The organism is Exiguobacterium alkaliphilum 12/1, from assembly GCF_000714435.1.
Taxonomy (GTDB): domain Bacteria; phylum Bacillota; class Bacilli; order Exiguobacteriales; family Exiguobacteriaceae; genus Exiguobacterium; species Exiguobacterium alkaliphilum.
Map to the genome: position 1 here is coordinate 38,632 of NZ_JJMW01000064.1, position 22,497 is coordinate 61,128.

The 22,497-nt window shown below is 54.3% G+C and carries 17 protein-coding genes, 1 other RNA gene, 1 pseudogene and 1 other annotated feature; of the genes and pseudogenes, 14 read left to right on the forward strand and 5 right to left on the reverse strand.

Going from position 1 to position 22,497, the window contains the following annotated elements:
* Window positions 1-44: 44 nt before the first annotated feature.
* Window positions 45-899 (reverse strand): zinc transporter ZupT, encoded by an 855-nt coding sequence (gene zupT / locus RT52_RS13645; protein WP_034817969.1) that lies wholly within the window; start codon window positions 897-899, stop codon window positions 45-47.
* Between the two features lie 225 nt (window positions 900-1,124).
* Between zupT and secD the strand changes: the two are divergent.
* The 8 genes and pseudogenes from secD to RT52_RS13685 all read left to right on the forward strand — a co-directional run bounded on the left by secD (window position 1,125) and on the right by RT52_RS13685 (window position 13,710).
* Window positions 1,125-3,342, forward strand: a pseudogene (gene secD, locus RT52_RS17685) (protein translocase subunit SecD).
* Between the two features lie 102 nt (window positions 3,343-3,444).
* A complete protein-coding gene (gene recJ, locus RT52_RS13655) occupies window positions 3,445-5,739 on the forward strand; it encodes a single-stranded-DNA-specific exonuclease RecJ (protein ID WP_034817970.1) in 2,295 nt (764 codons plus the stop codon).
* A gap of 1 nt (window position 5,740) precedes the next feature.
* Complete coding sequence (locus RT52_RS13660) at window positions 5,741-6,259, forward strand: adenine phosphoribosyltransferase (protein WP_034809662.1); 519 nt, start codon at window positions 5,741-5,743, stop codon at window positions 6,257-6,259.
* Window positions 6,260-6,446: 187 nt separating this feature from the next.
* Entirely contained in the window at window positions 6,447-8,636 is a 2,190-nt protein-coding gene (locus RT52_RS13665; protein ID WP_034817971.1) for a RelA/SpoT family protein, read from the forward strand.
* Window positions 8,637-8,652: 16 nt separating this feature from the next.
* Window positions 8,653-9,096, forward strand: coding sequence for a D-aminoacyl-tRNA deacylase (gene dtd, locus RT52_RS13670; RefSeq protein WP_034809659.1), 444 nt, complete (start codon window positions 8,653-8,655; stop codon window positions 9,094-9,096).
* A gap of 38 nt (window positions 9,097-9,134) precedes the next feature.
* Window positions 9,135-9,370: a binding site (T-box leader), on the forward strand.
* A 39-nt stretch (window positions 9,371-9,409) separates the two neighbouring features.
* Window positions 9,410-10,690, forward strand: coding sequence for a histidine--tRNA ligase (hisS, locus tag RT52_RS13675; RefSeq protein ID WP_034809658.1), 1,281 nt, complete (start codon window positions 9,410-9,412; stop codon window positions 10,688-10,690).
* Window positions 10,687-12,459 carry an aspartate--tRNA ligase gene (gene aspS, locus RT52_RS13680; RefSeq protein ID WP_034817972.1) on the forward strand — a complete coding sequence of 591 codons (1,773 nt, stop codon included), beginning with the start codon at window positions 10,687-10,689 and terminating at the stop codon, window positions 12,457-12,459. Before hisS ends, aspS begins: the two co-directional genes overlap by 4 nt.
* 108 nt (window positions 12,460-12,567) lie before the next feature.
* Complete coding sequence (locus tag RT52_RS13685; protein ID WP_034817973.1) at window positions 12,568-13,710, forward strand: hypothetical protein; 1,143 nt, start codon at window positions 12,568-12,570, stop codon at window positions 13,708-13,710.
* 110 nt (window positions 13,711-13,820) lie between these two features.
* Here the strand turns inward: RT52_RS13685 and RT52_RS13690 are convergent, their stop codons facing one another.
* On the reverse strand, window positions 13,821-14,012 hold the full coding sequence (locus tag RT52_RS13690; RefSeq protein WP_034817974.1) for a hypothetical protein: 192 nt from the start codon (window positions 14,010-14,012) through the stop codon (window positions 13,821-13,823).
* Window positions 14,009-14,359 (reverse strand): iron-sulfur cluster biosynthesis family protein, encoded by a 351-nt coding sequence (locus RT52_RS13695; RefSeq protein WP_034809652.1) that lies wholly within the window; start codon window positions 14,357-14,359, stop codon window positions 14,009-14,011. Before RT52_RS13695 ends, RT52_RS13690 begins: the two co-directional genes overlap by 4 nt.
* Before the next feature lie 118 nt (window positions 14,360-14,477).
* On the opposite strand from RT52_RS13695, the gene RT52_RS13700 reads away from it, so the two are divergent.
* Window positions 14,478-16,190 (forward strand): ABC transporter ATP-binding protein, encoded by a 1,713-nt coding sequence (locus tag RT52_RS13700; protein ID WP_034817975.1) that lies wholly within the window; start codon window positions 14,478-14,480, stop codon window positions 16,188-16,190.
* Window positions 16,191-16,274: 84 nt separating this feature from the next.
* Complete coding sequence (locus RT52_RS13705; protein WP_034818029.1) at window positions 16,275-17,309, forward strand: zinc-binding dehydrogenase; 1,035 nt, start codon at window positions 16,275-16,277, stop codon at window positions 17,307-17,309.
* Window positions 17,310-17,356: 47 nt separating this feature from the next.
* On the opposite strand, the gene RT52_RS13710 is transcribed toward RT52_RS13705, so the two are convergent.
* Window positions 17,357-18,004, reverse strand: coding sequence for a YczE/YyaS/YitT family protein (locus tag RT52_RS13710; RefSeq protein WP_034817976.1), 648 nt, complete (start codon window positions 18,002-18,004; stop codon window positions 17,357-17,359).
* A 342-nt stretch (window positions 18,005-18,346) separates the two neighbouring features.
* Here RT52_RS13710 and RT52_RS13715 point away from each other — a divergent pair, with 342 nt between their 5' ends.
* From RT52_RS13715 to RT52_RS13720, 3 genes are all read left to right on the forward strand, one after another.
* The gene (locus RT52_RS13715; RefSeq protein ID WP_034817977.1) at window positions 18,347-19,561 is read left to right on the forward strand and encodes a DASH family cryptochrome; all 1,215 of its coding nucleotides are present in this window, start codon (window positions 18,347-18,349) and stop codon (window positions 19,559-19,561) included.
* 74 nt (window positions 19,562-19,635) lie between these two features.
* A non-coding RNA gene (gene ssrS, locus RT52_RS16250) (6S RNA) lies at window positions 19,636-19,822 on the forward strand.
* A 94-nt stretch (window positions 19,823-19,916) separates the two neighbouring features.
* Complete coding sequence (locus RT52_RS13720; RefSeq protein ID WP_034817978.1) at window positions 19,917-20,684, forward strand: tRNA threonylcarbamoyladenosine dehydratase; 768 nt, start codon at window positions 19,917-19,919, stop codon at window positions 20,682-20,684.
* A 24-nt stretch (window positions 20,685-20,708) separates the two neighbouring features.
* Here the strand turns inward: RT52_RS13720 and RT52_RS13725 are convergent, their stop codons facing one another.
* On the reverse strand, window positions 20,709-22,016 hold the full coding sequence (locus RT52_RS13725) for a replication-associated recombination protein A (RefSeq protein ID WP_034809637.1): 1,308 nt from the start codon (window positions 22,014-22,016) through the stop codon (window positions 20,709-20,711).
* 60 nt (window positions 22,017-22,076) lie between these two features.
* On the opposite strand from RT52_RS13725, the gene cymR reads away from it, so the two are divergent.
* Window positions 22,077-22,484 (forward strand): cysteine metabolism transcriptional regulator CymR, encoded by a 408-nt coding sequence (gene cymR / locus RT52_RS13730; protein ID WP_034817979.1) that lies wholly within the window; start codon window positions 22,077-22,079, stop codon window positions 22,482-22,484.
* Window positions 22,485-22,497: the final 13 nt, after the last annotated feature.

The following is a 22,497-nucleotide window of genomic DNA, read 5'->3' on the forward strand; positions in this document are numbered from 1 at the left end:
ACGTTTCTCCGACCTCTTTTTTCATGCGCGTGTGAATCAAACAGTTACATCAACAGGACGAGGCTCGTCGCCATGACCATCATCCCTGCGACCATGCCATAGACCGCATGATGGGCGCGACCGTACTCTCGTGCGGCTGGCAACAATTCATCGAGCGAGATGAACACCATGATGCCTCCGACCGCGGCGAACAACAGACCGAAGATCGTGTCGTTCAAGAACGGCATGAGGATGAGGAACCCGACGATGGCGCCTGCCGGTTCGGCAAGCCCTGACAAGAAGGAATACTTGAGCGCTTTTTTCCGGGAACCGGTCGCATAATAGATTGGGACCGACACCGCAATCCCTTCTGGAATGTTGTGAAGGGCGATTGCGATAGCAATCGCGAGACCGACGGCAGGATCATTCAATGCCGAGACGAACGTCGCGAGCCCTTCCGGGAAGTTGTGGATCGAGATCGCAAGCGCCATGAACAGTCCCATCTTATGGAGACGTTTTTTTGACGCTTCTTTTAAAGGCGCCTGTGCCGTTGCTGTCGTAGCCAACTCGTGTGTGGACGGGTCGTGTTGCATCGTCTCGACGAACTTGACCTCGTGCGGATTCTCAGGGGACGGGATGAACTTGTCGATGAGCGCGATGAGGAGCATTCCACCGAAAAAGGCGAGCACGGTATAAATCGTCCCGGCCTGTTCTCCGTGGGCGCCGATCAGTTCTTCGAGCGCTTTCGGGAAAATCTCGACGAACGAGACATAAATCATGACCCCGCCAGAGAAACCGAGGGATACGGACAAGAAGGCCGTATTCGTCCGTTTGGCGAAGAACGCGATCATACTCCCGATGCCGGTCGCGAGTCCGGCGAACAAGGTGAGTAAAAAGGCGTAAACAATTGTGCTATCCATAAGTTAAAGCTCCTTTGTCATAAAATTTGAGTTTTCGATAAATTCAGCATACATCAAGTTTTGCCCTTGCGCAACATTTAGTCGCTTGCGCAAATTAAAACGTGGGAAATGGTCGCTTTGGTGTTACAATTTTAGGAAAACGATTGATAAATGTTTAGAATATTTGTAATGTTAACGAGAGAAGATTTTCAAACAGAACCTGTGGTGTAGAAAGGAAATTGTCGTATGTACAAAAAAGGGAATATCGCGATCTTTGCGGTCATCATGATTGCAACGATTCTACTTGCCGTCTTCACGGCGCCGTGGGTCGTGAAGAACACGAACCTCGGTCTCGACCTAAAGGGCGGGTTCGAAGTGCTGTATGAAGTACAGCCACTCGAAGACGGGGACGTCATCGACCAGTCGGCGATGAATGCAACCGTTCGCGCCATCAATAACCGGGTCAACGTCCTCGGGGTATCGGAACCAGACATCCGCATCGAGGACAGCAACCGAATCCGCGTCCAGCTCGCGGGCGTATCGAACCAAAACGATGCGCGGGAAGTGCTGTCGTCGACAGCGCAGCTCACGTTCCGTGACATCGATGACAACGTCCTCCTCGACGGGAAAGACCTCGCACCGCGCGGGGCCGCCCTCAGCTATAATCAACAAGGTCAACCGGTCGTTGAGTTGACGCTTCAGTCGGCCGATAAGTTCGGTGAAGTGACATCGCAAATCGCGCAGCGTCAACCACCAGAAAACCGTCTCGTCATCTGGTTAGACTATGAAGAAGGCGACACATATGAAGAAGAGATTCAAAAAGAGAATTCGAAGATTGTCTCGGACGCATCCGTCACGTCTCCAATTTTGTCGGATAAAGCAATCATCTCAGGTGGCGGCATCGACGCCGAAAGTGGCCAACGCCTTGCTGACATTTTGAACGCCGGTGCGCTCCCGGTCAAACTTGAAGAGATTTACTCGACGTCGGTCTCGGCTCAGTTCGGCCAAGACGCCCTCGACAAGACGGTATTCGCGTCCTTAATCGGGATTGCCGCGGTCTTCTTCTTCATGTTGTTCTTCTATCGTTTGCCGGGCCTCGTCTCGATTATCACGCTCGTGCTCTATATCAACTTGATCATGCTGTTCTTTAACGGCATCAATGCCGTGTTGACGCTGCCAGGGATTGCCGCACTCGTCCTCGGTGTCGGGATGGCGGTCGATGCGAACATCATCACGGCAGAGCGAATCAAAGATGAGCTCCGTTCCGGGAAATCGGTGTTGTCGGCGTTCCGTGCCGGTAACCGCCGCTCGCTTAGCACGATCATTGACGCCAACTTGACGACGCTCATTTCGGCCGCGGTCTTGTTCTACTTCGGGACGAGCTCGGTCAAAGGCTTCGCGATCATGCTTATGATCTCAATCGCGATGACGTTCATCTCGAACGTCTTCATCTCACGTTATTTGATGCACCTCCTCGTTTCAAGTCGTCTGTTCGACAAACGCAAAGGATGGTTTGGTGTGAAGGAGAGTGAAATCCGTGAACTTTAAGCTCACTGAATGGAACTATGTGAAACATATGCGTACGATGTTCCTCGTCTCGTGCGCCATCGTCATCATCGGTCTCGGCATCTTGTTGTTCCGTGGCCTCAACCTCGGGATTGACTTCGCGTCTGGGACGCGGGTTGAAGTTCAAACCGAGACACAAGTGTCACAAGAAGAACTCGAGGCAGCGTTCCGCGAGGCGGGCGTCGACGAATCGATCTCGTCGGTCCAATACGCGGAGGGCGGCACGCTCGCAAACGTGACGTTCGTCGGACAGCTCGGGCAACAAGACGTCGCATCTGTCAAAGACGTCTTTACGGAGACGTTCGGAAGCGACCCGAACATCAGCACCGTCTCGGCCGAAGTCGGTCGTGACATCGCCCGAAACGCCATCTATGCGGTCGCACTCGCGTCGCTCGGGATTATTCTCTATATCACGTTCCGTTTCGAGTTCTCGTATGCGGTCGCGACTGTCGTCGCCATGCTTCATGATGCCTTCTTCATGATCGTCGCGTTCTCCATCTTTGGCATCGAAGTCAACTTGTACTTCGTCGCTGCGATTTTGACGATTATCGGTTACTCGGTCAACGATACGATCGTTACGTTCGACCGTGTCCGTGAGAACATTCAGGCGTATGAGAAAGAACGGAAAATCAAATCGATGGACGTCTACCGTTCAATCATCAACCAGTCGATTCAAGAGACGATCGTCCGCTCGGTCAACACGGTCATCACTGTCCTTCTTACAGCGCTCGCGTTGTACGTGTTCGGCGCCGAATCGATTCGCGGCTTCTCGGTCGCGCTTCTCGTCGGTCTGTTCATGGGTATGTACTCGTCGATTTTCATCGCCTCATACCTCTGGCTCCTTTTGAAAAAAATGACGCTCAACAAAAAGAAAGCAGAGCCCGCCCCAGAGGCGTAATCCATAGGTCTCCCGACTTCGGTCGGGGGACCTTTTTAAATGTCAAGACGGCACATCGTTCGCTCCTTCTGATATAATCAACAGTTGATTGGAGTGAAGGACATGTATCATGCAAAAAAACGGTGGGTGTATCCGGAGACGGATGCGACCGCGATTGAACGAATCCAAACCGAATTAAATATATCGCCTCAACTCGCGACGTTGCTCGTCGAGCGGGGGCACGCTGACGTCGAGGCGGCGCGCGCGTTTCTTCACGTCGAGTACGAGCTCACGTTTCACGATCCATACTTATTCGAACAGATGACGAAAGTCGTCGAGCGCATCAAACGGGCCGCGGACGACGGCGAGATGGTCCTCATCTACGGGGACTATGACGTCGATGGCGTCAGCGCCTCGGCCGTCATGTGGCACGCCTTGACCGAGATTGGCGTCATGGCCGAATGCTATATCCCGAACCGCTTCACAGAAGGGTACGGGCCGAACAAAGAGGCGTTCAGTTGGGCCGCGAATGAAGGGTTCACGCTCATCATCACGGTCGACTGCGGCATCTCTGGGATTGAAGAGACGGCACTCTTAAAAGAGCTCGGGGTCGATTTGATTCTCACCGACCACCACGAGCCGAAAGAGACGCTCCCGGACGCGTTCGCGATCATTCATCCGCACATCGATGCTACCTATCCGTACGACAAGTTGGCCGGTGCCGGCGTCGCCTTAAAGGTCGCCCATGCGGTGCTCGGCCGCATGCCGGCAGAGCTCCTCGACTTGGCCGTCCTCGGAACGATCGCTGACCTCGTGCCGCTCGACGGGGAGAACCGTCTCCTCGCGAAGCTCGGCCTGAAGGCGCTCGACGAGTCGAAACGGCCCGGTATCCTTGCGTTGCGCGAAGTGTGCGCGTTGACGGACGCGCCGCTTACCGAGGAGTCGGTCGGCTTCGCGTTCGGGCCTCGCATCAATGCAGCCGGACGCCTCGACTCCGCGATGCCGGCTTTGCAGATGCTTCTCGCCGAGACGGAAGCCGAAGCGCTCGAGCTCGCGCAGCAACTCGATAAACAAAATAAAGAGCGCCAAGATATCGTCAAGACGATTGCGAAAGAGGCGACCGAGCTCGTCGAGGCCTCGATGACGGACGACCGCGTCCTCGTCGTCGCAAGCGAGCGCTGGAATCCTGGCGTCGTCGGAATCGTCGCGTCACGACTCGTCGAGGCGTATTACCGCCCGGTCATCTTGCTCTGTCACGACCCGAAGACGGGGAAGGCGAAGGGGTCTGGCCGCTCGATTGACGGCTTCGACTTGTTCAAGGAGCTGTCGAAAAATGAAGACATCCTCCCTCACTTCGGTGGACACCCGGCCGCGGCCGGGATGACGCTCTTGTCTGAGAACGTCGCCGAGCTCCGGAAACGATTGAACGAACAGGCAGAAACGATCCCGGACGAGACGTTCGTCGCCCGGGTCAACGTCGACTTGAAGCTCGACGTGAACGACGTGACGCTCGATTTGATCGCCGAGATTAACAAGCTCGCCCCGTTCGGGATGGGGAACCCGTCACCGCGTGTCGTCGTCGCGGACGCACGGCTCCGGGACATTCGCCAAATCGGCCGGGACAACTCACACTTGAAAGTGCAGCTCGCCGGGGACAAGCGTGAACTCGACGGCATCGGGTTCGGCTTTGGGCACGTCATCTCGGAAATCTCGAAGATGGCCCACGTCTCGCTCATGGGCAGCCTCCAGGTGAACGAATGGAACGGGATGCGCAAACCACAACTCATGATTCAAGATATGCGCGTCGACGATTTCCAAGTGTTCGACTATCGCGGCAAGAAGAAGTCGCTCCAAGAGCTCGACGAGTTGCCGAAAGATGCGACGTCATTCGTCTCGTTCCAAGGGACGTCTAAACCGTTCCCGCTCCACGAAGGTGACGAGCCGCTCAACCGCTTCGTCGTCTTACTCGACTTGCCGGACGATGAATCTGAACTCGCGGACCGACTCCATGACGGGGTCGAGCGTGTGTACTGTGCGTTCGGACAAGGCGACTCGCTGTTCGAGAAGTTGCCGACACGGGAGGATTTCCGAACATATTACGTCCACATGGCGACGTGCGAACGGAAAAACTTGCGTGAAAACTTGATTCGCCTGTCAATCGAGCGAAAATGGTCAAAAAATACGATTCAATTTATGCATCAAGTATTCTCTGAACTCGAATTTCTTGTTACAATGGAAGACGGACTGCCTGGAGTAAATCCGGAAGCGCCGAAGCGTGATTTGACGGAAGCGCCATGCTACAAACGTCGAGTCGGTAAACAACAACTCGAAGAGCGTTACGTCTATGCGTCGTTGGCGGAACTGAAAGAGCGGTTACAAACGTTGCGATCGAACAAGATGCAGGAGGCTTACTCATAAAATGGATTTCAAACAACATATTAAAGAAGTAGCGGATTACCCGAAAGAAGGAATCAGCTTCAAAGACATCACGTCACTTATGCAAGACGGTGTCGCGTATAAGAAAGCGGTCGACGAACTCGTCACTTACGCACAGGAGCGCGGCGCAGAACTCATCGCCGGTCCTGAAGCGCGTGGATTCGTCGTCGGTTGCCCGGCTGCATACGCACTCGAGCTCGGCTTCGTGCCGGTCCGTAAAGAAGGCAAATTGCCGCGCGAGACGGTGCGTGTCGCTTACGGTCTCGAGTACGGGACGGACATCTTGACGATGCACAAAGATTCAATCAAACCAGGTCAACAAGTCGTCATCTTGGACGATTTGCTCGCGACAGGTGGAACGATTGAAGCGACAATCAAAATGATCGAACAACTCGGCGGTGTCGTCGCGGGAATCGGGTTCTTGATTGAGCTTGACGGCCTCGGCGGACGTGAGCGTCTTGAAGGATATGACGTCTTCTCGCTCATCCGTTACGAAGATTGATTGAAAGGGAAGCGAACGCTTCCCTTTTTTGAATAGTTTTTGAGTAAAATAACCCGCAACCTTTGACAGGTCGTCAGATTTTTTTGATAATAGTAAGTAAAATTAGAATGTACATGTACGTTCACTACTATGATGCTGCGTCGAATCCGAGACGATTGGGGCGGTAAGAAAAAGGGTGTCGAATGTTATGACCAAAAAACAAATCGTAAGTATTGAGGACCTTCTCGACGCGCTCGGGGAGTATATGGGTGAAGACGACATTGCCGAAGTGAAGCGCGCTTACGAATACGCAAAACGCCATCATACCGGTCAGTTCAGACGTTCCGGCGAACCTTACATCCTCCACCCGGTCCAAGTGTCCGGGATTCTCGTCGATATCGGACTCGACGCGACGACGATTATCGGGGCGCTCCTTCACGACGTCGTCGAAGACACGGACGTGACGCTCAAGGAGTTGGCGGATGAATTTGGTGCGGATGTGGCGATGCTCGTCGATGGCGTCACGAAGCTCGGGAAAATCAAGTACAAGTCGAAGAAAGAAGAGCTCGCCGAAAACCATCGTAAGATGATTATCGCGATGGCAGAAGACGTGCGTGTCATCTTGATTAAGCTCGCCGACCGATTGCACAATATGCGGACGCTTCAACATATGCCAAAAGAGAAGCAAGTCCAAAAAGCCGAAGAGACGCTAGAAATCTTTGCCCCACTCGCACACCGGATGGGGATCTCGACGATCAAGTGGGAGCTCGAAGATATTTCGTTACGTTATATCAACCCGCAGCAATACTACAAGATCGTCTCGATGATGAAGCAGAAACGGACCGAGCGAGAAGCACTCGTCACGTCGGTCATCACGGAAGTGAACGCAGTCCTCGAAGAAGTGTCGATCGAGGCCGATGTGAACGGACGTCCGAAACACATCTATTCCATCTATAATAAAATGGTGAAGCATAAAAAAGAATTCAACGAGATTTATGACTTGATGGCTGTTCGGATTATCGTCGATTCGATTCGTGACTGCTACGCCGTCCTCGGGATCATCCATACGCAATACAAACCGATGCCAGGGCGCTTCAAGGACTACATCGCCATGCCGAAACCGAACATGTATCAATCGCTTCACACGACTGTAATCGGACCGAAAGGTGAACCGCTCGAAGTGCAGATTCGCACGAAAGACATGCACTTCATCGCCGAGTTCGGGATTGCCGCGCACTGGGCGTATAAAGAAGGAAAAAACGTCGCGACGAACGGGTTCGATGAAAAAATCGCCCACCTTCGCGAGATTCTCGAGTTACAAAAAGATACGACCGATGCCGAAGAGTTCATGGAGTCGCTCAAAGTCGACTTCTTTAGCGACATGCTGTACGTCTTCACACCGAAAGGCGACGTCTTCGAGTTGCCGAAAGGCTCTGTCCCAATCGACTATGCGTATCGGATTCACACCGAGATCGGTCACCGGATGACCGGTGCGAAAGTGAATGGACGGATGGTACCGCTCGACCATAAACTCGAGACCGGCGACATCATCGAGATCATCACGTCGAAACACAGTTACGGGCCGAGCAAGGATTGGCTCAAACTCGCCGTCTCGAGCCAAGCGAAAAATAAGATTCGTCAATGGTTCAAGCGCCAACAGCGCGAAGAGAACGTCGAGAAAGGGAAAGAGCTCGTCGAGGTCGAGATAAAGAAACTTGGCTTCGAACCGAAGGAAGTCATCGACGACCAGGCGCTCGCCGTCGTCGTCGAGAAGTTCAACTTCGGCAACGAGGAAGAGATGTATGCGGCTGTCGGCTATCACGGTATCACCGCGGCCCAAGTCGCGCATAAGTTGACAGAGAAGCAACGGAAAGAGCCGAAGCTCGAACTGTCTGATGCAATCAACGAGCTGAAAGTGAGCCAGTCGCCGAAGAAGAAGACGGCCGAGGCCGGCGTGACGGTGAAAGGGATCGACAACATGCTCATCCGGATGAGCCGCTGTTGTAACCCCGTGCCGGGCGATGAGATTGTCGGCTATATCACGCGCGGACGTGGCGTCTCGATTCACCGGAAAGACTGCTTGAACATCATCAACGAGCAACACCCAGAACGCCTTCTTACCGTCGAGTGGGAAGCCGGACAAGCGAAAGAGAAGAACTATAACGTCGACATCGAGATCACGGGATATGACCGGTCTGGCCTCTTGAACGACGTGCTTCAAGCCGTCTCGGCGACGAACACGAACATCGTGGCGGTCAGCGGTCGCGGGGATACGAACAAACAGGCCCGCATTTCGATGACGATCTCGATTCCGAACGTGAACCATCTGCAAAAAGTCGTCGACCGAATCAAACAGATTTCGGACGTGTACTCGGTCAGCCGAGTCATGATGACGTGACGAGAGGAAGATTTCAGTGCGTGTATTGTTGCAACGAGTGAAACAAGCATCGGTCACAGTCGATGATAGAATCGTCGGTGCGATCGATGCCGGGTACCTTCTCCTCGTCGGGGTGACGCATGAGGACACCGAGGCGGAAGTGAACTGGCTCGCCGACAAGGTGGCCGGCCTCCGCGTCTTCGAGGATGCCGACGAGAAGATGAACTTGTCGATTCAAGACGTCGCCGGTAAGGTGTTGTCCGTGTCGCAGTTCACGCTCTATGGCGATACGCAAAAAGGACGCCGTCCCGCGTTCACGCAAGCGGCGAAGCCAGATATCGCAGAGACGCTTTACGAGAAGTTCAATGACCGGCTGCGGACACATGGGCTCGTCGTCGAGACCGGGAAGTTCGGGGCGATGATGGATGTCGCCCTCGTCAATGACGGGCCGGTCACGCTCATGCTCGAAAAAAACGCTTGACAGAACGAGTCGTGATTCGGCATCATGAAGCATATAACCTAACACCTGTGATAAAGAAGAGTACGGTCACCCCACCAGCAAAGAGAGCGATGCCACGGCTGAGAGCATCGACTGGATGATGACCCGAATGACACTTTGGAGGTGCTTCCTTGAACGCATAGTAGGGGAAGCCGTTTCATCGGGCGTTAACCGATTTCGAGTGGCGGAGTTTCAAGTATTGGCTCTGCAACGAGGGTGGTACCACGGGAAACTTTAACAGGCTCTCGTCCCTTTGCGGACGAGGGCCTTTTTGTATTTTAAGGAGGGAATTTAGATGAAAGCACCACGCGGCACACAGGACCTGCTCCCGGGCACGGTCGAGACGTGGCAATATGTCGAAGCGAAATTACGCGACATCAGCGCCCGTTACAACTATAAAGAGATTCGTACCCCGATCTTCGAGACGACCGACCTATTTAAACGAAGCGTCGGTGAGACGACGGACATCGTCCAAAAAGAGATGTTCACGCTCGTGAAAAAAGGTAAGGACGAGTACACGCTCCGTCCGGAAGGGACGGCTTCGGTCGTTCGTGCCTTCGTCACGAACAAGCTGTTCGGTAGCCCCGACCAGCCGACGAAACTGTATTACATGGGACCGATGTTCCGCTACGAGCGTCCGCAAAAAGGTCGCTTCCGTCAGTTGCACCAATACGGTGTCGAGGCGATCGGCAGCAGTGACCCGGCCGTCGATGCCGAGGTCATCAGCCTCGCCTACTCGATTTACAAGTCGTTCGGCTTGAAGAAAATCAAAGTCGTCGTCAACTCGCTCGGGGATGCCGAGAGTCGGAACGCGCACCGCGAAGCGCTCATCCGCCACTTTGAGCCGGTCGCGCATGAACTGTGCCAAGACTGTCAGACGCGGCTTCATCAAAACCCGCTCCGCGTGCTCGACTGTAAAGTCGACCGCGACCACCCGTCGATGAAGACGGCACCGTCGATCCTCGACTTCTTGAACGCGGAGTCGAAGGCGTACTTTGAGACGGTGCTCGAGCAACTCGACGCGCTCGGCGTCGCGTACGAGGTCGACCCGACGCTCGTCCGTGGTCTCGACTACTATACACACACGGCGTTCGAGATTATGTCCGAGGCAGAAGGGTTCGGCGCCATCACGACGCTTTGTGGCGGTGGACGTTATAACGGCCTCGTCCAAGACATCGGTGGACCGGACATGCCGGGGATCGGCTTCGGGATTGGCCTTGAACGGCTCATCCTCGCCCTCGAGAACGAAGGCGTGCTCCCGACGCTCGAGACTGGCCTCGACGTCTTCGTCGTCGCCCAGGGCGGAAAAGAAGTTGAAGTGACGGCGACGCGCCTGTTGCAACTGCTTCGCATCGAAGGCTTCAAGGCGGACCGCGACTATCTCGGCCGCAAGTTCAAAGGCCAATTCAAGCAAGCCGACCGCTTACAGGCAAAATTCACCGTCATCCTCGGAGACGACGAAGTCGAGCGTGGCTCGGCGTCGCTCAAAGTGATGGCGACAGGGGAACAAGTCGACGTGCCACTCTCGGCCGTCGCAGACAAAATTCGTGAACTATCGGAAGGAGCAGCACAATGATTGGACGCACACATATGAACGGCCGCGTGACCGAGTCACTGATCGGCCAAGACGTACAGCTTAAAGGATGGGTACAAAAACGTCGTGACCTCGGAGGACTTATCTTCATCGACCTTCGTGACCGCACAGGCATCGTCCAAGTCGTCGTCCGCCCGGAAAACGAGGCGGTGCACAAGCTCGCCGAGTCGATCCGCAGCGAGTACGTCCTAGACATTAAAGGGACGGTCCTCGAGCGCGAGAACAAGAACCCGAACATGCCGACAGGAAACGTCGAAGTCATCGCCTCAGAGATCAACATCTTGAACGCGGCGAAGATGACACCGATTCCGATTGGCGACGAGGCGGAGAACGTATCGGAAGACCTCCGTCTCAAATATCGTTACCTCGACCTCCGTCGTCCGGCGCTCCAAGAGACGTTCCGTCTCCGTTCAAAAGCGTCGAACACGATTCGTAACTTCTTGACGGAAGAAGAGTTCCTTGAAGTCGAGACACCGATCTTGACGAAGTCGACACCGGAAGGCGCGCGTGACTATCTCGTCCCGAGTCGTGTCCACGGCGGTGAGTTCTATGCGCTCCCACAATCTCCACAACTCTTCAAACAACTCTTGATGGTAGCCGGGTTCGATCGGTACTTCCAAATCGCACGTTGCTTCCGTGACGAAGACCTTCGGGCTGACCGTCAACCGGAATTCACACAAGTCGACATCGAGACGAGTTTCATGGACGTCGAAGACTTGATGGCGATGATGGAATCGATGATGGCACAAGTGATGGAAGCGACGCTTGGTCGGACGGACACGCCAGCGAAGTTTGAACGGATGACTTATGCGGAAGCGATGCGCCGTTTTGGTTCAGACAAACCGGATACACGCTTTGGACTTGAACTCATCGATGTCGCGGAAGCGGTCACGGGAGCCGGTTTCAAAGTGTTCGATATGGCACTTGAGTCAAACGGCCACGTCAAAGCAATCAACGTTAAAGGGGAAGCCGACAAGTTCTCACGTAAGGACATCGATAAGCTTCAAGAGTTCACGGCCGTTTACGGTGCGAAAGGCCTCGCATGGCTCAAAGTGACACCGGAAGGCTTGAACGGACCGATCGCTAAGTTCTTCGATGAGACGTACGCGCAGAAGTTGATTGAAACAACGAACGCGGAAGCGGGCGACCTTCTCCTCTTCGTGGCGGCTAAACCGACTGTCGTCGCGGACAGCCTCGGCGCGCTTCGCGTCAAGCTCGGACATGAACTCGGTCTGATCGACGAGTCGAAGTTCAACTTCCTTTGGGTGACGGACTTCCCACTCGTCACGTTCGAAGAAGAAGACGGCCGTTTCTACGCCAATCACCACCCGTTCACGATGCCAAACCGTGAGGACCTCCACTTGCTTGAGACGGACCCTGCGAGCGTTCGCGCTCTCGCGTACGACCTCGTCTTGAACGGATATGAGCTCGGCGGTGGATCGCAACGGATTTATGAGCGTGACATTCAAGAGCGGATGTTCAAATTGCTCGGCTTCACCGAACAAGAAGCGGTCGACCAGTTCGGCTTCTTGCTCGAAGCGTTCGAATACGGCACACCGCCACACGCGGGTATCGCGCTCGGTCTCGACCGTCTCGTCATGATCCTCGCGGGTCGTTCGAACCTTCGTGACACGATCGCCTTCCCGAAAACGGCGTCGGCGAGCGACTTGCTCACACAAGCACCGAGCCCGGTCGCGGACGCACAACTCGAGGAGTTGTCGATTCGCACAGCCGTGAAAGAGAAGAAATAAGTGTTCGTCACAAGGACCCGTCAATTGGCGGGTCTTTTTTCGTATATCTAAAGAAGGGAAATGATGTTATGATTATGGAATAAATTGTATGTATAGTAGGGGATAATTATGAAACGAAACAAAAGCATGATATGGGTCGGACTCACGATGGCCGTGTCGGTCGCCTTGTCCGGTTGCTTCGCAGAATCGAAAGCAACACCACAAACCGAGAAATCCGTCGATGAGACGGTGACAAAATCAGTTCCAGAGCATGAGGACACGACTTTGTTATCTAGCGCCGGGGAAATCGAGTCAGTCGGGGAAATGATGACGTATGACCTGTCGCTATTCTTCGCTGATCAAACACCGATGATCGCACCGGAGCATCTTGTCGACACGCGGATTGTCTATACGTATACGACGGGTGAGGCGACGCATGAAGTGTTCGTCTATGACACGGAACAAGCGTCGAACCAATCGATTTACAAAACGTCCAAAACGATTGGCAATCTCGTCGGCATCGATGACGAATTGGTTTGGCTCGAGTACGACATAATTGAGGGTGAAGCTTTTGCCTGGACGATCTTTCGGATGAAGATGAGTGAAACGAAACCGACTGAACTTTACGAAGGCATCAGCGCGTTTCAGACTCCCCCTCCTAATGTGGTCACTTCAGAAGGCGGCTTTATGTGGGTCGACTATGTGGCGTCAGAGACAGTGACGACGTCAAGTCTGGTGCAGTATTCGCCGACGATAGGGTCGGTTGAAGCGTTACGGACGTACACGCTCCAAGAAGGGGAGAAACGAGACGGGGAATACCCATTCGACTACCGTGGTAGTGTGGATGGTGCGCTGATCCATCAGAGCTTTTTCGATCAAGGGGACAAAACGACGAGGCTCGTGTCGATCGATGGTTCGTTTGACGAAGAGATGGGCGCATTGATTGATTTTGGGATGGGGACCGATTATGTCGCGCTCGGCAAAGAAGGCCGAACGGAGTTTGTCTCGAAATCCTCTTCCCAGACGTTTGAATATAGAGGATCACAGACGAAAATAACGTTTGATGCGTTTCGTTTCCTAGACGACGACCGGATCCTTTTCCGGGAAGGGATGAATCGGTTGTTGATTGCAGACCTAGGCCAAGAAAGTGTAGCGACGTTACCGAACACGAGCGGGACGACGTCGAAACCAATTTACGTCGACGGGCGTGTGGCCTATGGTGTACTCAAAGAGGATGGGTTGATTACGTTTAATACGATTCAAGTTGATTGAAACGTTAAAAGACGTCACTCCGTTTTTTGGAGTGGCGTCTTTCTGCTCTTCTTAATAACACAATATTTTTTTGCGAATAAGAGTAGCGAAGGCCAGTCCGCTTTTCTCTTCTACTCCTCTTGGTCACTCATCTTCTTCGCCGTCTGCTGAAGCGCGAATCCGAACGCGAACAGCGAGGCGATCACGGCCGTCATCGAATAGACGGAATCCGTGAAGGCAAGGTAAATTCCGAACAAGCCGAGTCCGAAGCTGAGGAGGAACCAAAGCCAGAGGCTCGGATAGTTTCGTAACGCTTGTTTCATCGGCTTGGCACGTTCAACTGGCAACCGGTCCCGTCGGTCACGAGCAAGTTCGAGTTGAACACTTGGCCGTTGCTCTTCAAGACGAGCGTCCGCTTATCGTCACGATAGTCGATGATCATATCCTCGTCCAAAAAGATTTTCGTCCAGTTTTTGATGAGGATCGGTCCGACGTTCGAGTCAATCTCGACGTCCTCCGATGTCGTCTCGGTCACGTAGCGAATCTCGAAGATGCCGCTATTGCCGCAACCACAACCTTCCGTCTCATAAAACAAGTGCATCTGTCCGTCACGTTCACCTTTCAAGGCGTCGATGCGTGCCTTGGCGCTGTCAGTAATCTGTACGTTCATCTGAATCACTCCTTACTTGTATTATACCGCGACTGAAAAAAGATTGAAAAAGACGTGCTTCCCATTTTCCACTTCCTGCAAAAAGGCGTAAACTATTTGTTTAGAAGGGGGAAACGACATGATTTCACGTTTTTTTAGTTATTACCGTCCACATAAGAAGTTATTCATCCTTGATTTCTCATTCGCCATCCTCGTCGGTCTGCTCGAACTTGGGTTCCCGCTCGCCGTCCAGTGGTTCATCGATGATCTATTGCCAGGTGGGGAATGGAACTGGATTATCATCGTCAGCATCGGTCTACTCATCCTTTACATACTCGCCATGATGATGCAATACGTCGTCAACTATTGGGGACACAAACTCGGGATCAACATCGAGACCGATATGCGGGAAGAGCTGTTCACCCATATCCATAAACAATCGTTCCGATTCTTCGATAATCATAAGACCGGCCATCTGATGAGCCGGGTGACGAACGACTTGTTCGATATCGGCGAAGTGGCGCACCACGGGCCAGAAGATTTCTTCATCGCCATCATGACGCTCCTCGGCGCGTTCGGGATCATGTTCACAATCGATCCGCAGCTCGCACTCGTCACGGTCGTCGCCGTTCCGTTCTTGGTCGCGATAATCACATACGCCAACAAGAACATGAATAAGGCGTGGCAAAAGATGTATACGAACATCGGCGAAGTGAACGCGCGGGTCGAAGACAGCGTCTCTGGGGCACGTGTCGTCCAATCGTTCACGAACGAGACGTTCGAGATCAACCGGTTCCAAAAAGACAACAACTTCTATCGCGGCTCGAAGATCGAGGCGTACCGTGTCATGAGTAAGTCGCTCGCGGGCATTTACATCACGACGCGACTTATGACGTTACTCGTCCTCGTCTACGGGGCGTACTTGACGTATCAAGGTCAACTGTCTTATGGACAGCTCGTCGGGTTCATCCTCTACATGAACCTGCTCATCAAACCGATTGAGAAGATCACGGCGCTCCTCGAGATGTATCCGAAAGGGATGGCCGGCTTCAAACGCTTCACGCAACTGTTGGATGAGGCGCCGGACATCGAGAACCGTCCGGACGCGGTCGACGTGAAGACACTGAAAGGCGATATCGCTTTCCAAAACGTCTCGTTCGGCTATTCAGACTACCGCCAAGTGTTGACTGACATCGACCTCGACATCAATTCGGGTACGACGGTCGCCCTCGTTGGGACGAGTGGGGCCGGGAAGACGACGATCTGTTCGCTCATCCCGCGCTTCTACGACGTGACGGACGGGGTGATCACGATCGACGGTATGGACATCCGTGACATGACGAAAGAGAGCCTCCGTCGTCAAATCGGGATCGTGCAACAAGACGTCTTCTTGTTCGCCGGGACGCTCCGTGAGAATATCGCCTACGGCAAGCTCGACGCGACGGACGAGGAGATCATGCATGCGGTCGAGAAGGCGCACTTGAATTCGCTCGTTGACGAGTTGCAATACGGGCTCGACACACAAATCGGGGAACGCGGCTTGAAACTGTCAGGTGGACAGAAACAGCGCATCGCCATCGCCCGGATGTTCCTCAAAAACCCACCGATCCTCATTCTAGATGAGGCGACGTCGGCGCTCGACACAGAGACGGAAGCGATCATTCAAGACTCGCTCAATGAACTCGCGGCCGACCGGACGACGCTCATCATCGCCCACCGTCTCGCGACGGTGAAAAATGCGGACCGCATCCTCGTCGTCACAGCGGACGGGATCGTCGAGGACGGGACGCATGACGAACTGAGCGAAAAAGGCGGCGTCTTCGCCGGGCTGCTTCGCCGCCAGCAATTGTAATAGCGAGCAGCCACCAAACTTCTGGTGGCTATCGCGCGTTAGATGGGTATAGACAATCAAATGAAGACGAGGAGGAAATAGATGATGAAAGCCGTTCAAGTCATCGGTTATGGCGATGTCGACCAGTTACAGGTCGTCGACATCCCGGCCCCGAAACCGAAACAAGGAGAGGTGCTCGTGCGCGTCAAAGCCTGCGGGATCAACAATACGGAGATTTGGATGCGGGAAGGGGCGTACGGGACGGACAAAGAATCGGGTTGGCGTCCGGAAGGGGTCCAGTTCCCCCGGATCCCGGGTTCTGATATTACGGGCGAGATCGTGGACGTCGGCGGTGGTGTCGATGACACGATGGTCGGTCGCCGTGTCATCCTGTTCCCGTTCACGTCGAGCGGACCAGACGGCGGCGAACATATCGCAGACGATATGTCGTTCATCGGCTCCGAATATGACGGGGGCTATGCCGAATACGTCACCTGGCCGGCAGACCTCTGCTACGACATGCCGCTCGACAGTTTCGTCGAAAGCGCCGCGTTCACGGTGAGCGGGTTGACGGCGTGGCATATGAACGAACAGATCGAGATTCAGCCGGGGCAGACGATCGTCGTCACGGGGGCGAGCGGTGGGGTCGGGTTGTTCAACGTCCAAATCGCGGCGAACGTCCACGGTGCGAACGTATTCGCCATCGTCGGGGATTTGAAAGATGAGGCGAAACTGAAAGAACTCGGCGCGAGCCGCGTCTTCTCGTATCGATCCGAGACGCTCGCTGATGACATTGTCGAGGCGAACGGGGGACCGGTCGATGCGGTGCTCGACGTCGTCGGGGACGCCTTGTTCAAGACGGCGCTCGACGTGTTGAAGAACGGCGGGAAGTTCTGCATCTCAGGCTCGGCCGGCGGTCAGACGACGCATCTCGATTTCCGGACGCTCTATTTGAAGCACATCACAATGTACGGTTCAGTACTCGGTACGCGCTCGGAGTTTAACGCGATGCTTCAAGCGATTCAGGCGGGGGAAATCCGTCCCATCGTCGATCGCACGTTCCCGCTTGATGAAGCGCGTGACGCCCAGACGTATTTCAAGCAACAGGGCAAGTTCGGAAAAATTGTGCTCGTCCCATAACGTAAAAGCGAGGAGACCGGACGGTGACGTCCAATCTCCTCGCTTTTTCATGCTGGATCGACTTTCGCCCGGTCGATGACCGAGACGAGCCGACGAAACTGTTCGAGCCAAAACTGAAAGAACGGACCAATCAAGAAAATCGACAGCACCGTCCCGAAAAAGACCGGTCCGCCGAGCACCCAGCCGATCAGGCAGGCCGTCAGTTCCATCCACGTTCGCATCATGCGGACCGACGTATGGAAGCGGTCTGCCAAGGCGAGCGTCAACCCGTCACGCGGGCCGGCTCCGTAACCGATGGCGACGTATAGTCCCGCTCCCATGCCAATCACGAAGATGCCGAGGACGAGCCACCCGACGTTCAAGGCGATGCCGTCAAGTCGCGGCAACCAATGGTGGTCGAGGATGAGGTTCATGAACACCCCGACGAAGATGGCGTTGACGAGGGTGCCGAACTGCGGACGGATGCGGTCGAGCAGATATTTAACGAAGACGAGCAGTAGCCCGACGAGAAGAATGATCGTCCCGACCGAGATGGGGGTATGACGGGCGAGGCCGAGATGGAGCACGTCCCATGTCGACACGCCGAGATCGGCCGTGATCATCATCGATGACCCGAGGGCGAGCAGGAACAAGCCGCCCATGAATAATGCCCACTTCAATGTGATGCGTAAAGATTGAACCCATACCGCCTGCATGTGTGTCGCCTCGATTCCCTAAAATGTTCCATCATCATATCACATTCGAACGGCAGGCAAGAAAAAAACGCCTCAGACGAAGTCTGAAGCGTTCGTGATTATTTTTTAGGTGTCGGCGATTTTTTCGCCTTGTTCTTTTTATAATAATCGTAGACGAACGGTGCGACCGCCGTCGCGACTTTAATCAATGTACCGAATTTCCCTTTTCTAGCCATGTTGTAGCACCCCTTTCTCTTCTAAAGACATATATTCCACGAGTTGCAGAATTGAAAACATATCCTTTGCAGGTTTGACCGTTTCGTCGTCTGACGATGGCGTCATAATGAGAGTGGAGGTGTAAAGATGAAGACGATTATTTGGTATGGCAACGACCTTCGCGTCGATGATCATTTGCCGCTTGAAGAAGCGCTCCGACATGACGACCCGATTGAAGGCCATTACGTGATTCGGCCCGATGAGTTGAAGGAAAACCGGTACGGTGTCATCCCGCTCGGACGACGGCGCCTGCAGTTTTTAAAGGAGACGCTCGAAGATTTAGCCGGTTCACTTAAAGCGCTCGATATCCCGCTCTACGTCCATGTCGGTCATCCGCTAGACGTCCTTGACCCCAATGATCGACTGGTGTTCCAATCCTCGATTGGCTTTAATGAGCGCCGCATCGAGCGAGACGTCAAGAGCGCTTGGCGAGGCGAGTGGCAGGTGTTCGACGGATTCACCCTCTATCCGCGTGACGAGATTCCGTTTGAGCGGATGCCGTTTTTGTTCACCGAGTTTCGAAAGAAGATCGAGTCGGACGCCGCGCCGAATCGGTTGATTGAACGTGCGTACACGGAGGCCACTTCGCCGGTTGACTTTCCAATCGATCACGGACCGGTCGAGACGGACAAACGATCGGCGTTCCCGTTTCAAGGCGGGGAGCGGGCCGGGCGGGAACGACTGGCCCACTATTTGAACGGGCCGGTCCGGACGTACAAAGAGACGCGCAACGGGTTTGGGGTCGACGATTCTTCGAAACTATCCGCTTACCTTGCGAACGGGTCGCTGTCGCCACGTCGTGTCCTGCATGAGCTCGAGCGACACGAGGCGTCGCACGGGGCGAACGAGTCGACGTATTGGCTTTATTTTGAGTTGCTTTGGCGCGAGTTCTTCCAATGGGTGGCCCTCGAACAGGGTAAGCGGCTTTTCCAGGCCCAAGGCATCCGCTCGAAGGAAAAGTCGTGGCGCGTCGAGGAAGACGTGATCACCCGCTGGCAACGAGGAGAGACAGGCGTCGACTTCGTCGATAGTTTCATGCGTGAGCTGAACGCGACCGGATGGATGTCAAACCGAGGGCGTCAAATCGTCGCGAGCTACTTTGCGAAAGAGCTCGGACAAGATTGGCGTTACGGGGCGGCGTATTTCGAATCGCGGCTCATTGACTACGACGTGGCGAGCAATTATGGGAACTGGGCGTATCAGGCGGGCGTCGGTAACGACTCGCGCGACCGCCGCTTCAATATCGCGCGCCAACAAGAAACGTACGACCCGAACGGTGCGTTTCGTAACACGTGGTTATGACGAAACTGTCACGAGAAGTCGTGGTTTCTGATTGACTTCTTTTTACAGACAAGCTATAGTTAAATCAACAGATGGGATACCTGAGGTGTACGAGAGCCGCCTTCGTTATTTTGAGCCAACACTTTGAATACGGGAGACCGAACTGCCATCCGGATCAACTGCCTCATCACGTGCAGGAGGACTTGTGAAGGGGACGCTAGGTCACCCACCTGCTTAAGCAGGTTCAAAAGCAGGGCATCGTCACGGCACTCCGGGCCCCATCGATTTTTTATTAAAACGTCGCTAGACGTCTTTTTTTTGTTTGTAATTCCGAGTAAAATAGTGTGAGAAAATAGAATTAATTTGGAGGAAGAGTATGTTACACCAGTTTTCACGAAATGAATTGGCCATCGGGCAAGAAGGTTTAGACACATTAAAAGGAAAGACGGTCGCCATCCTCGGCATCGGCGGTGTCGGCTCGTTCGCAGCCGAAGCACTCGCCCGGAGCGGCGTCGGTCGTATCGTGCTCGTCGATAAGGACGACATCGACATCACGAACGTCAACCGTCAAATCCACGCGCTCCTCTCGACGGTCGGACAACCGAAAGTCGAAGCGATGGGGACACGACTCCTCGACATCAATCCCGAGCTTGAGCTCGTCAAACTAAAGATGTTCTATACTGAAGAGACGTTCGAAGAGTTCTTCGCACAAGACCTCGATTTCGTCATCGATGCATCGGACACAATCATCTATAAGATTCACTTGATCGTCGAATGTAAACGCCGCGGCATCCCGGTCATCTCAAGTATGGGCATGGCCAACAAGATGGACCCGACGCGAATCAAGGTCGTCGACATTAAAGACACGACGTACGACCCGATCGCGAAGATGGTCCGGACCCGTCTCCGGAAAGAACGAATCCATAAAGGCGTGCCGGTCGTCTTTTCGGACGAGTCGCCGATTGTCACGCGGGAAGACGTGAACGAAGTCGTCGGGAAGAAGGACGCGCCGATTCGTAAGGCGAAGATGCCACCGAGCTCGAACGCGTTCGTGCCATCGGTCGCAGGGCTCGTCGCAGCCGGTTATGTTATCAATGAAATGCTCGAGACAGCGGGTGTCGAGATCAACCGCATCCAGAAATAAAAAAACGGCGCCGGCTCAGATGAGTCAGCGTCGTTTTTCCCAATAGTCGAGCCGCTTTTGCACTTGCTGTTCGAAGCCGCGGGGTGTCGGCGTATAATATTTCGGACGTTTCCGGGCCAAGTTTTCGGGCCAGTAGTTTTGTGGCACGTAGCCGTCCTTCTCGTCATGCGGATATTTATAGCCGGCACCGTTCCCGAGTTCACGGGCCCCGGGGCTGTGCGCGTCCCGTAAGTGAACGGGGACTGGCCCGCCTTCAATCGTCCGCACGTGATGGAGCGCCTTGTCGATCGCGGTGATGACGGCGTTCGACTTCGGTGCCGTCGCCAAGTAGAGGACGGCCTCGGCGATTGGGATCCGTGCTTCCGGGAAGCCGACATACTCGCTCGCCCGGGCGGCCGCATCGACGATCAACAACGCGTTCGGGTCGCTCATGCCAATGTCTTCGGCCGCATGGACGTAGAGGCGCCGTAAAATGAAGCGCGGTGACTCACCGGCCTCGATCATGACGGCGAGCCAATAGAGGGCGGCGTCCGGGTCGGAGCCGCGAATCGATTTGATGAATGCCGAGATGACGTCATAATGGCGGTCGCCCGTCTTATCGTATTTGATCGCTTTTTGTTGCACCGACTCTTCGGCGACGTCGAGCGTGATGTGAATCACCCCATCGACCTCGGGTGTCGTCAAGACGGCGAGTTCGAGCCCGTTCAAGAGGACACGGTAGTCACCGTCCGCCATTTTGATATAATGGTCAACAGCCGCATCGTCCATCTTGACCGTATAGTTGCCAAACCCTCGCTTGTCGACGAGCGCACGTTCGAGGACGACGCGCAGTTCGTCTGGTCCGGGCGGTTCGAGCCGAAACACCGTCGCGCGGGAAAGTAACGCCGCGTTCACTTCAAAACTCGGGTTTTCGGTCGTCGCTCCGATCAAGACGAGCTTCCCGGCCTCAAGTGCCGGGAGCAGGGCGTCTTGTTGCAACTTGTTGAATCGATGAATTTCGTCGAGGAAGAGGATCGTCCGTTCATTCTCAAAGTCAAAGCGCGATTCGGCTTCACGGATGACACTTCTCAGTTCATCGAGTTTCGCAGTGACGGCGTTCAATTGGACGAACGTCGCTTTCGTATAGTTCGAGATGACACGGGCGAGCGTCGTCTTGCCGGTGCCCGGTGGTCCATAGAGGATAATCGTGCCGAGCCGGTCGGCCTCGATGGCGCGACGTAGCAACTTGCCTTCGCCGATGATGTGCCGCTGACCGATGACTTCGTCTAACGTTTCGGGGCGCATCCGATTGGCGAGCGGGCCGCTATTGGATTGCTGGAATAAATCACTCATACGCACACTTTCCTTTCGACAAACGTTTGTTCGAACAGTATAACAGAAGGAGACATGAAGATGAAAATATCTACAAAAGGTCGCTACGGGTTGACGATTATGATTGCGCTCGCCCGTGAGACTGACAATAAACCGCTCAGTTTGAAGAAGATCGCAGCCCGCCACGAGCTGCCCGAGCATTATTTGGAGCAATTGATTGGACCGCTCCGTAACGGCGGACTCGTCAAGAGCGTGCGCGGCGCTTATGGCGGCTACCAGCTCGTCAAGCCGGCAGAAGAGATCACGGCCGGTGAGATTATCCGTTTGCTCGAAGGACCGCTCACAATCGTCGAAGACTCAGAAGCGGACGATGCCGTCAAACGCAAACTGTGGGATAAAATCAAAGTGGCGATTGAGACCGTTCTCGACGAGACGACGCTCGCCGATCTGGCCGAAGAAGACACGAACGGCTACATGTTTTACATTTAAGGACGAGGTGAAA

What these genes read in the sequence shown, in the direction of transcription:
- zupT (WP_034817969.1), bottom strand. Translation starts at nt 899, where the DNA reads ATGGATAGCACAATTGTTTACGCCTTTTTACTCACCTTGTTCGCCGGA.
- recJ (WP_034817970.1), top strand. Translation starts at nt 3,445, where the DNA reads ATGTATCATGCAAAAAAACGGTGGGTGTATCCGGAGACGGATGCGACC.
- RT52_RS13660 (WP_034809662.1), top strand. Translation starts at nt 5,741, where the DNA reads ATGGATTTCAAACAACATATTAAAGAAGTAGCGGATTACCCGAAAGAA.
- RT52_RS13665 (WP_034817971.1), top strand. Translation starts at nt 6,447, where the DNA reads ATGACCAAAAAACAAATCGTAAGTATTGAGGACCTTCTCGACGCGCTC.
- hisS (WP_034809658.1), top strand. Translation starts at nt 9,410, where the DNA reads ATGAAAGCACCACGCGGCACACAGGACCTGCTCCCGGGCACGGTCGAG.
- aspS (WP_034817972.1), top strand. Translation starts at nt 10,687, where the DNA reads ATGATTGGACGCACACATATGAACGGCCGCGTGACCGAGTCACTGATC.
- RT52_RS13685 (WP_034817973.1), top strand. Translation starts at nt 12,568, where the DNA reads ATGAAACGAAACAAAAGCATGATATGGGTCGGACTCACGATGGCCGTG.
- RT52_RS13690 (WP_034817974.1), bottom strand. Translation starts at nt 14,012, where the DNA reads ATGAAACAAGCGTTACGAAACTATCCGAGCCTCTGGCTTTGGTTCCTC.
- RT52_RS13695 (WP_034809652.1), bottom strand. Translation starts at nt 14,359, where the DNA reads ATGAACGTACAGATTACTGACAGCGCCAAGGCACGCATCGACGCCTTG.
- RT52_RS13700 (WP_034817975.1), top strand. Translation starts at nt 14,478, where the DNA reads ATGATTTCACGTTTTTTTAGTTATTACCGTCCACATAAGAAGTTATTC.
- RT52_RS13705 (WP_034818029.1), top strand. Translation starts at nt 16,275, where the DNA reads ATGAAAGCCGTTCAAGTCATCGGTTATGGCGATGTCGACCAGTTACAG.
- RT52_RS13710 (WP_034817976.1), bottom strand. Translation starts at nt 18,004, where the DNA reads ATGCAGGCGGTATGGGTTCAATCTTTACGCATCACATTGAAGTGGGCA.
- RT52_RS13715 (WP_034817977.1), top strand. Translation starts at nt 18,347, where the DNA reads ATGAAGACGATTATTTGGTATGGCAACGACCTTCGCGTCGATGATCAT.
- RT52_RS13720 (WP_034817978.1), top strand. Translation starts at nt 19,917, where the DNA reads ATGTTACACCAGTTTTCACGAAATGAATTGGCCATCGGGCAAGAAGGT.
- RT52_RS13725 (WP_034809637.1), bottom strand. Translation starts at nt 22,016, where the DNA reads ATGAGTGATTTATTCCAGCAATCCAATAGCGGCCCGCTCGCCAATCGG.
- cymR (WP_034817979.1), top strand. Translation starts at nt 22,077, where the DNA reads ATGAAAATATCTACAAAAGGTCGCTACGGGTTGACGATTATGATTGCG.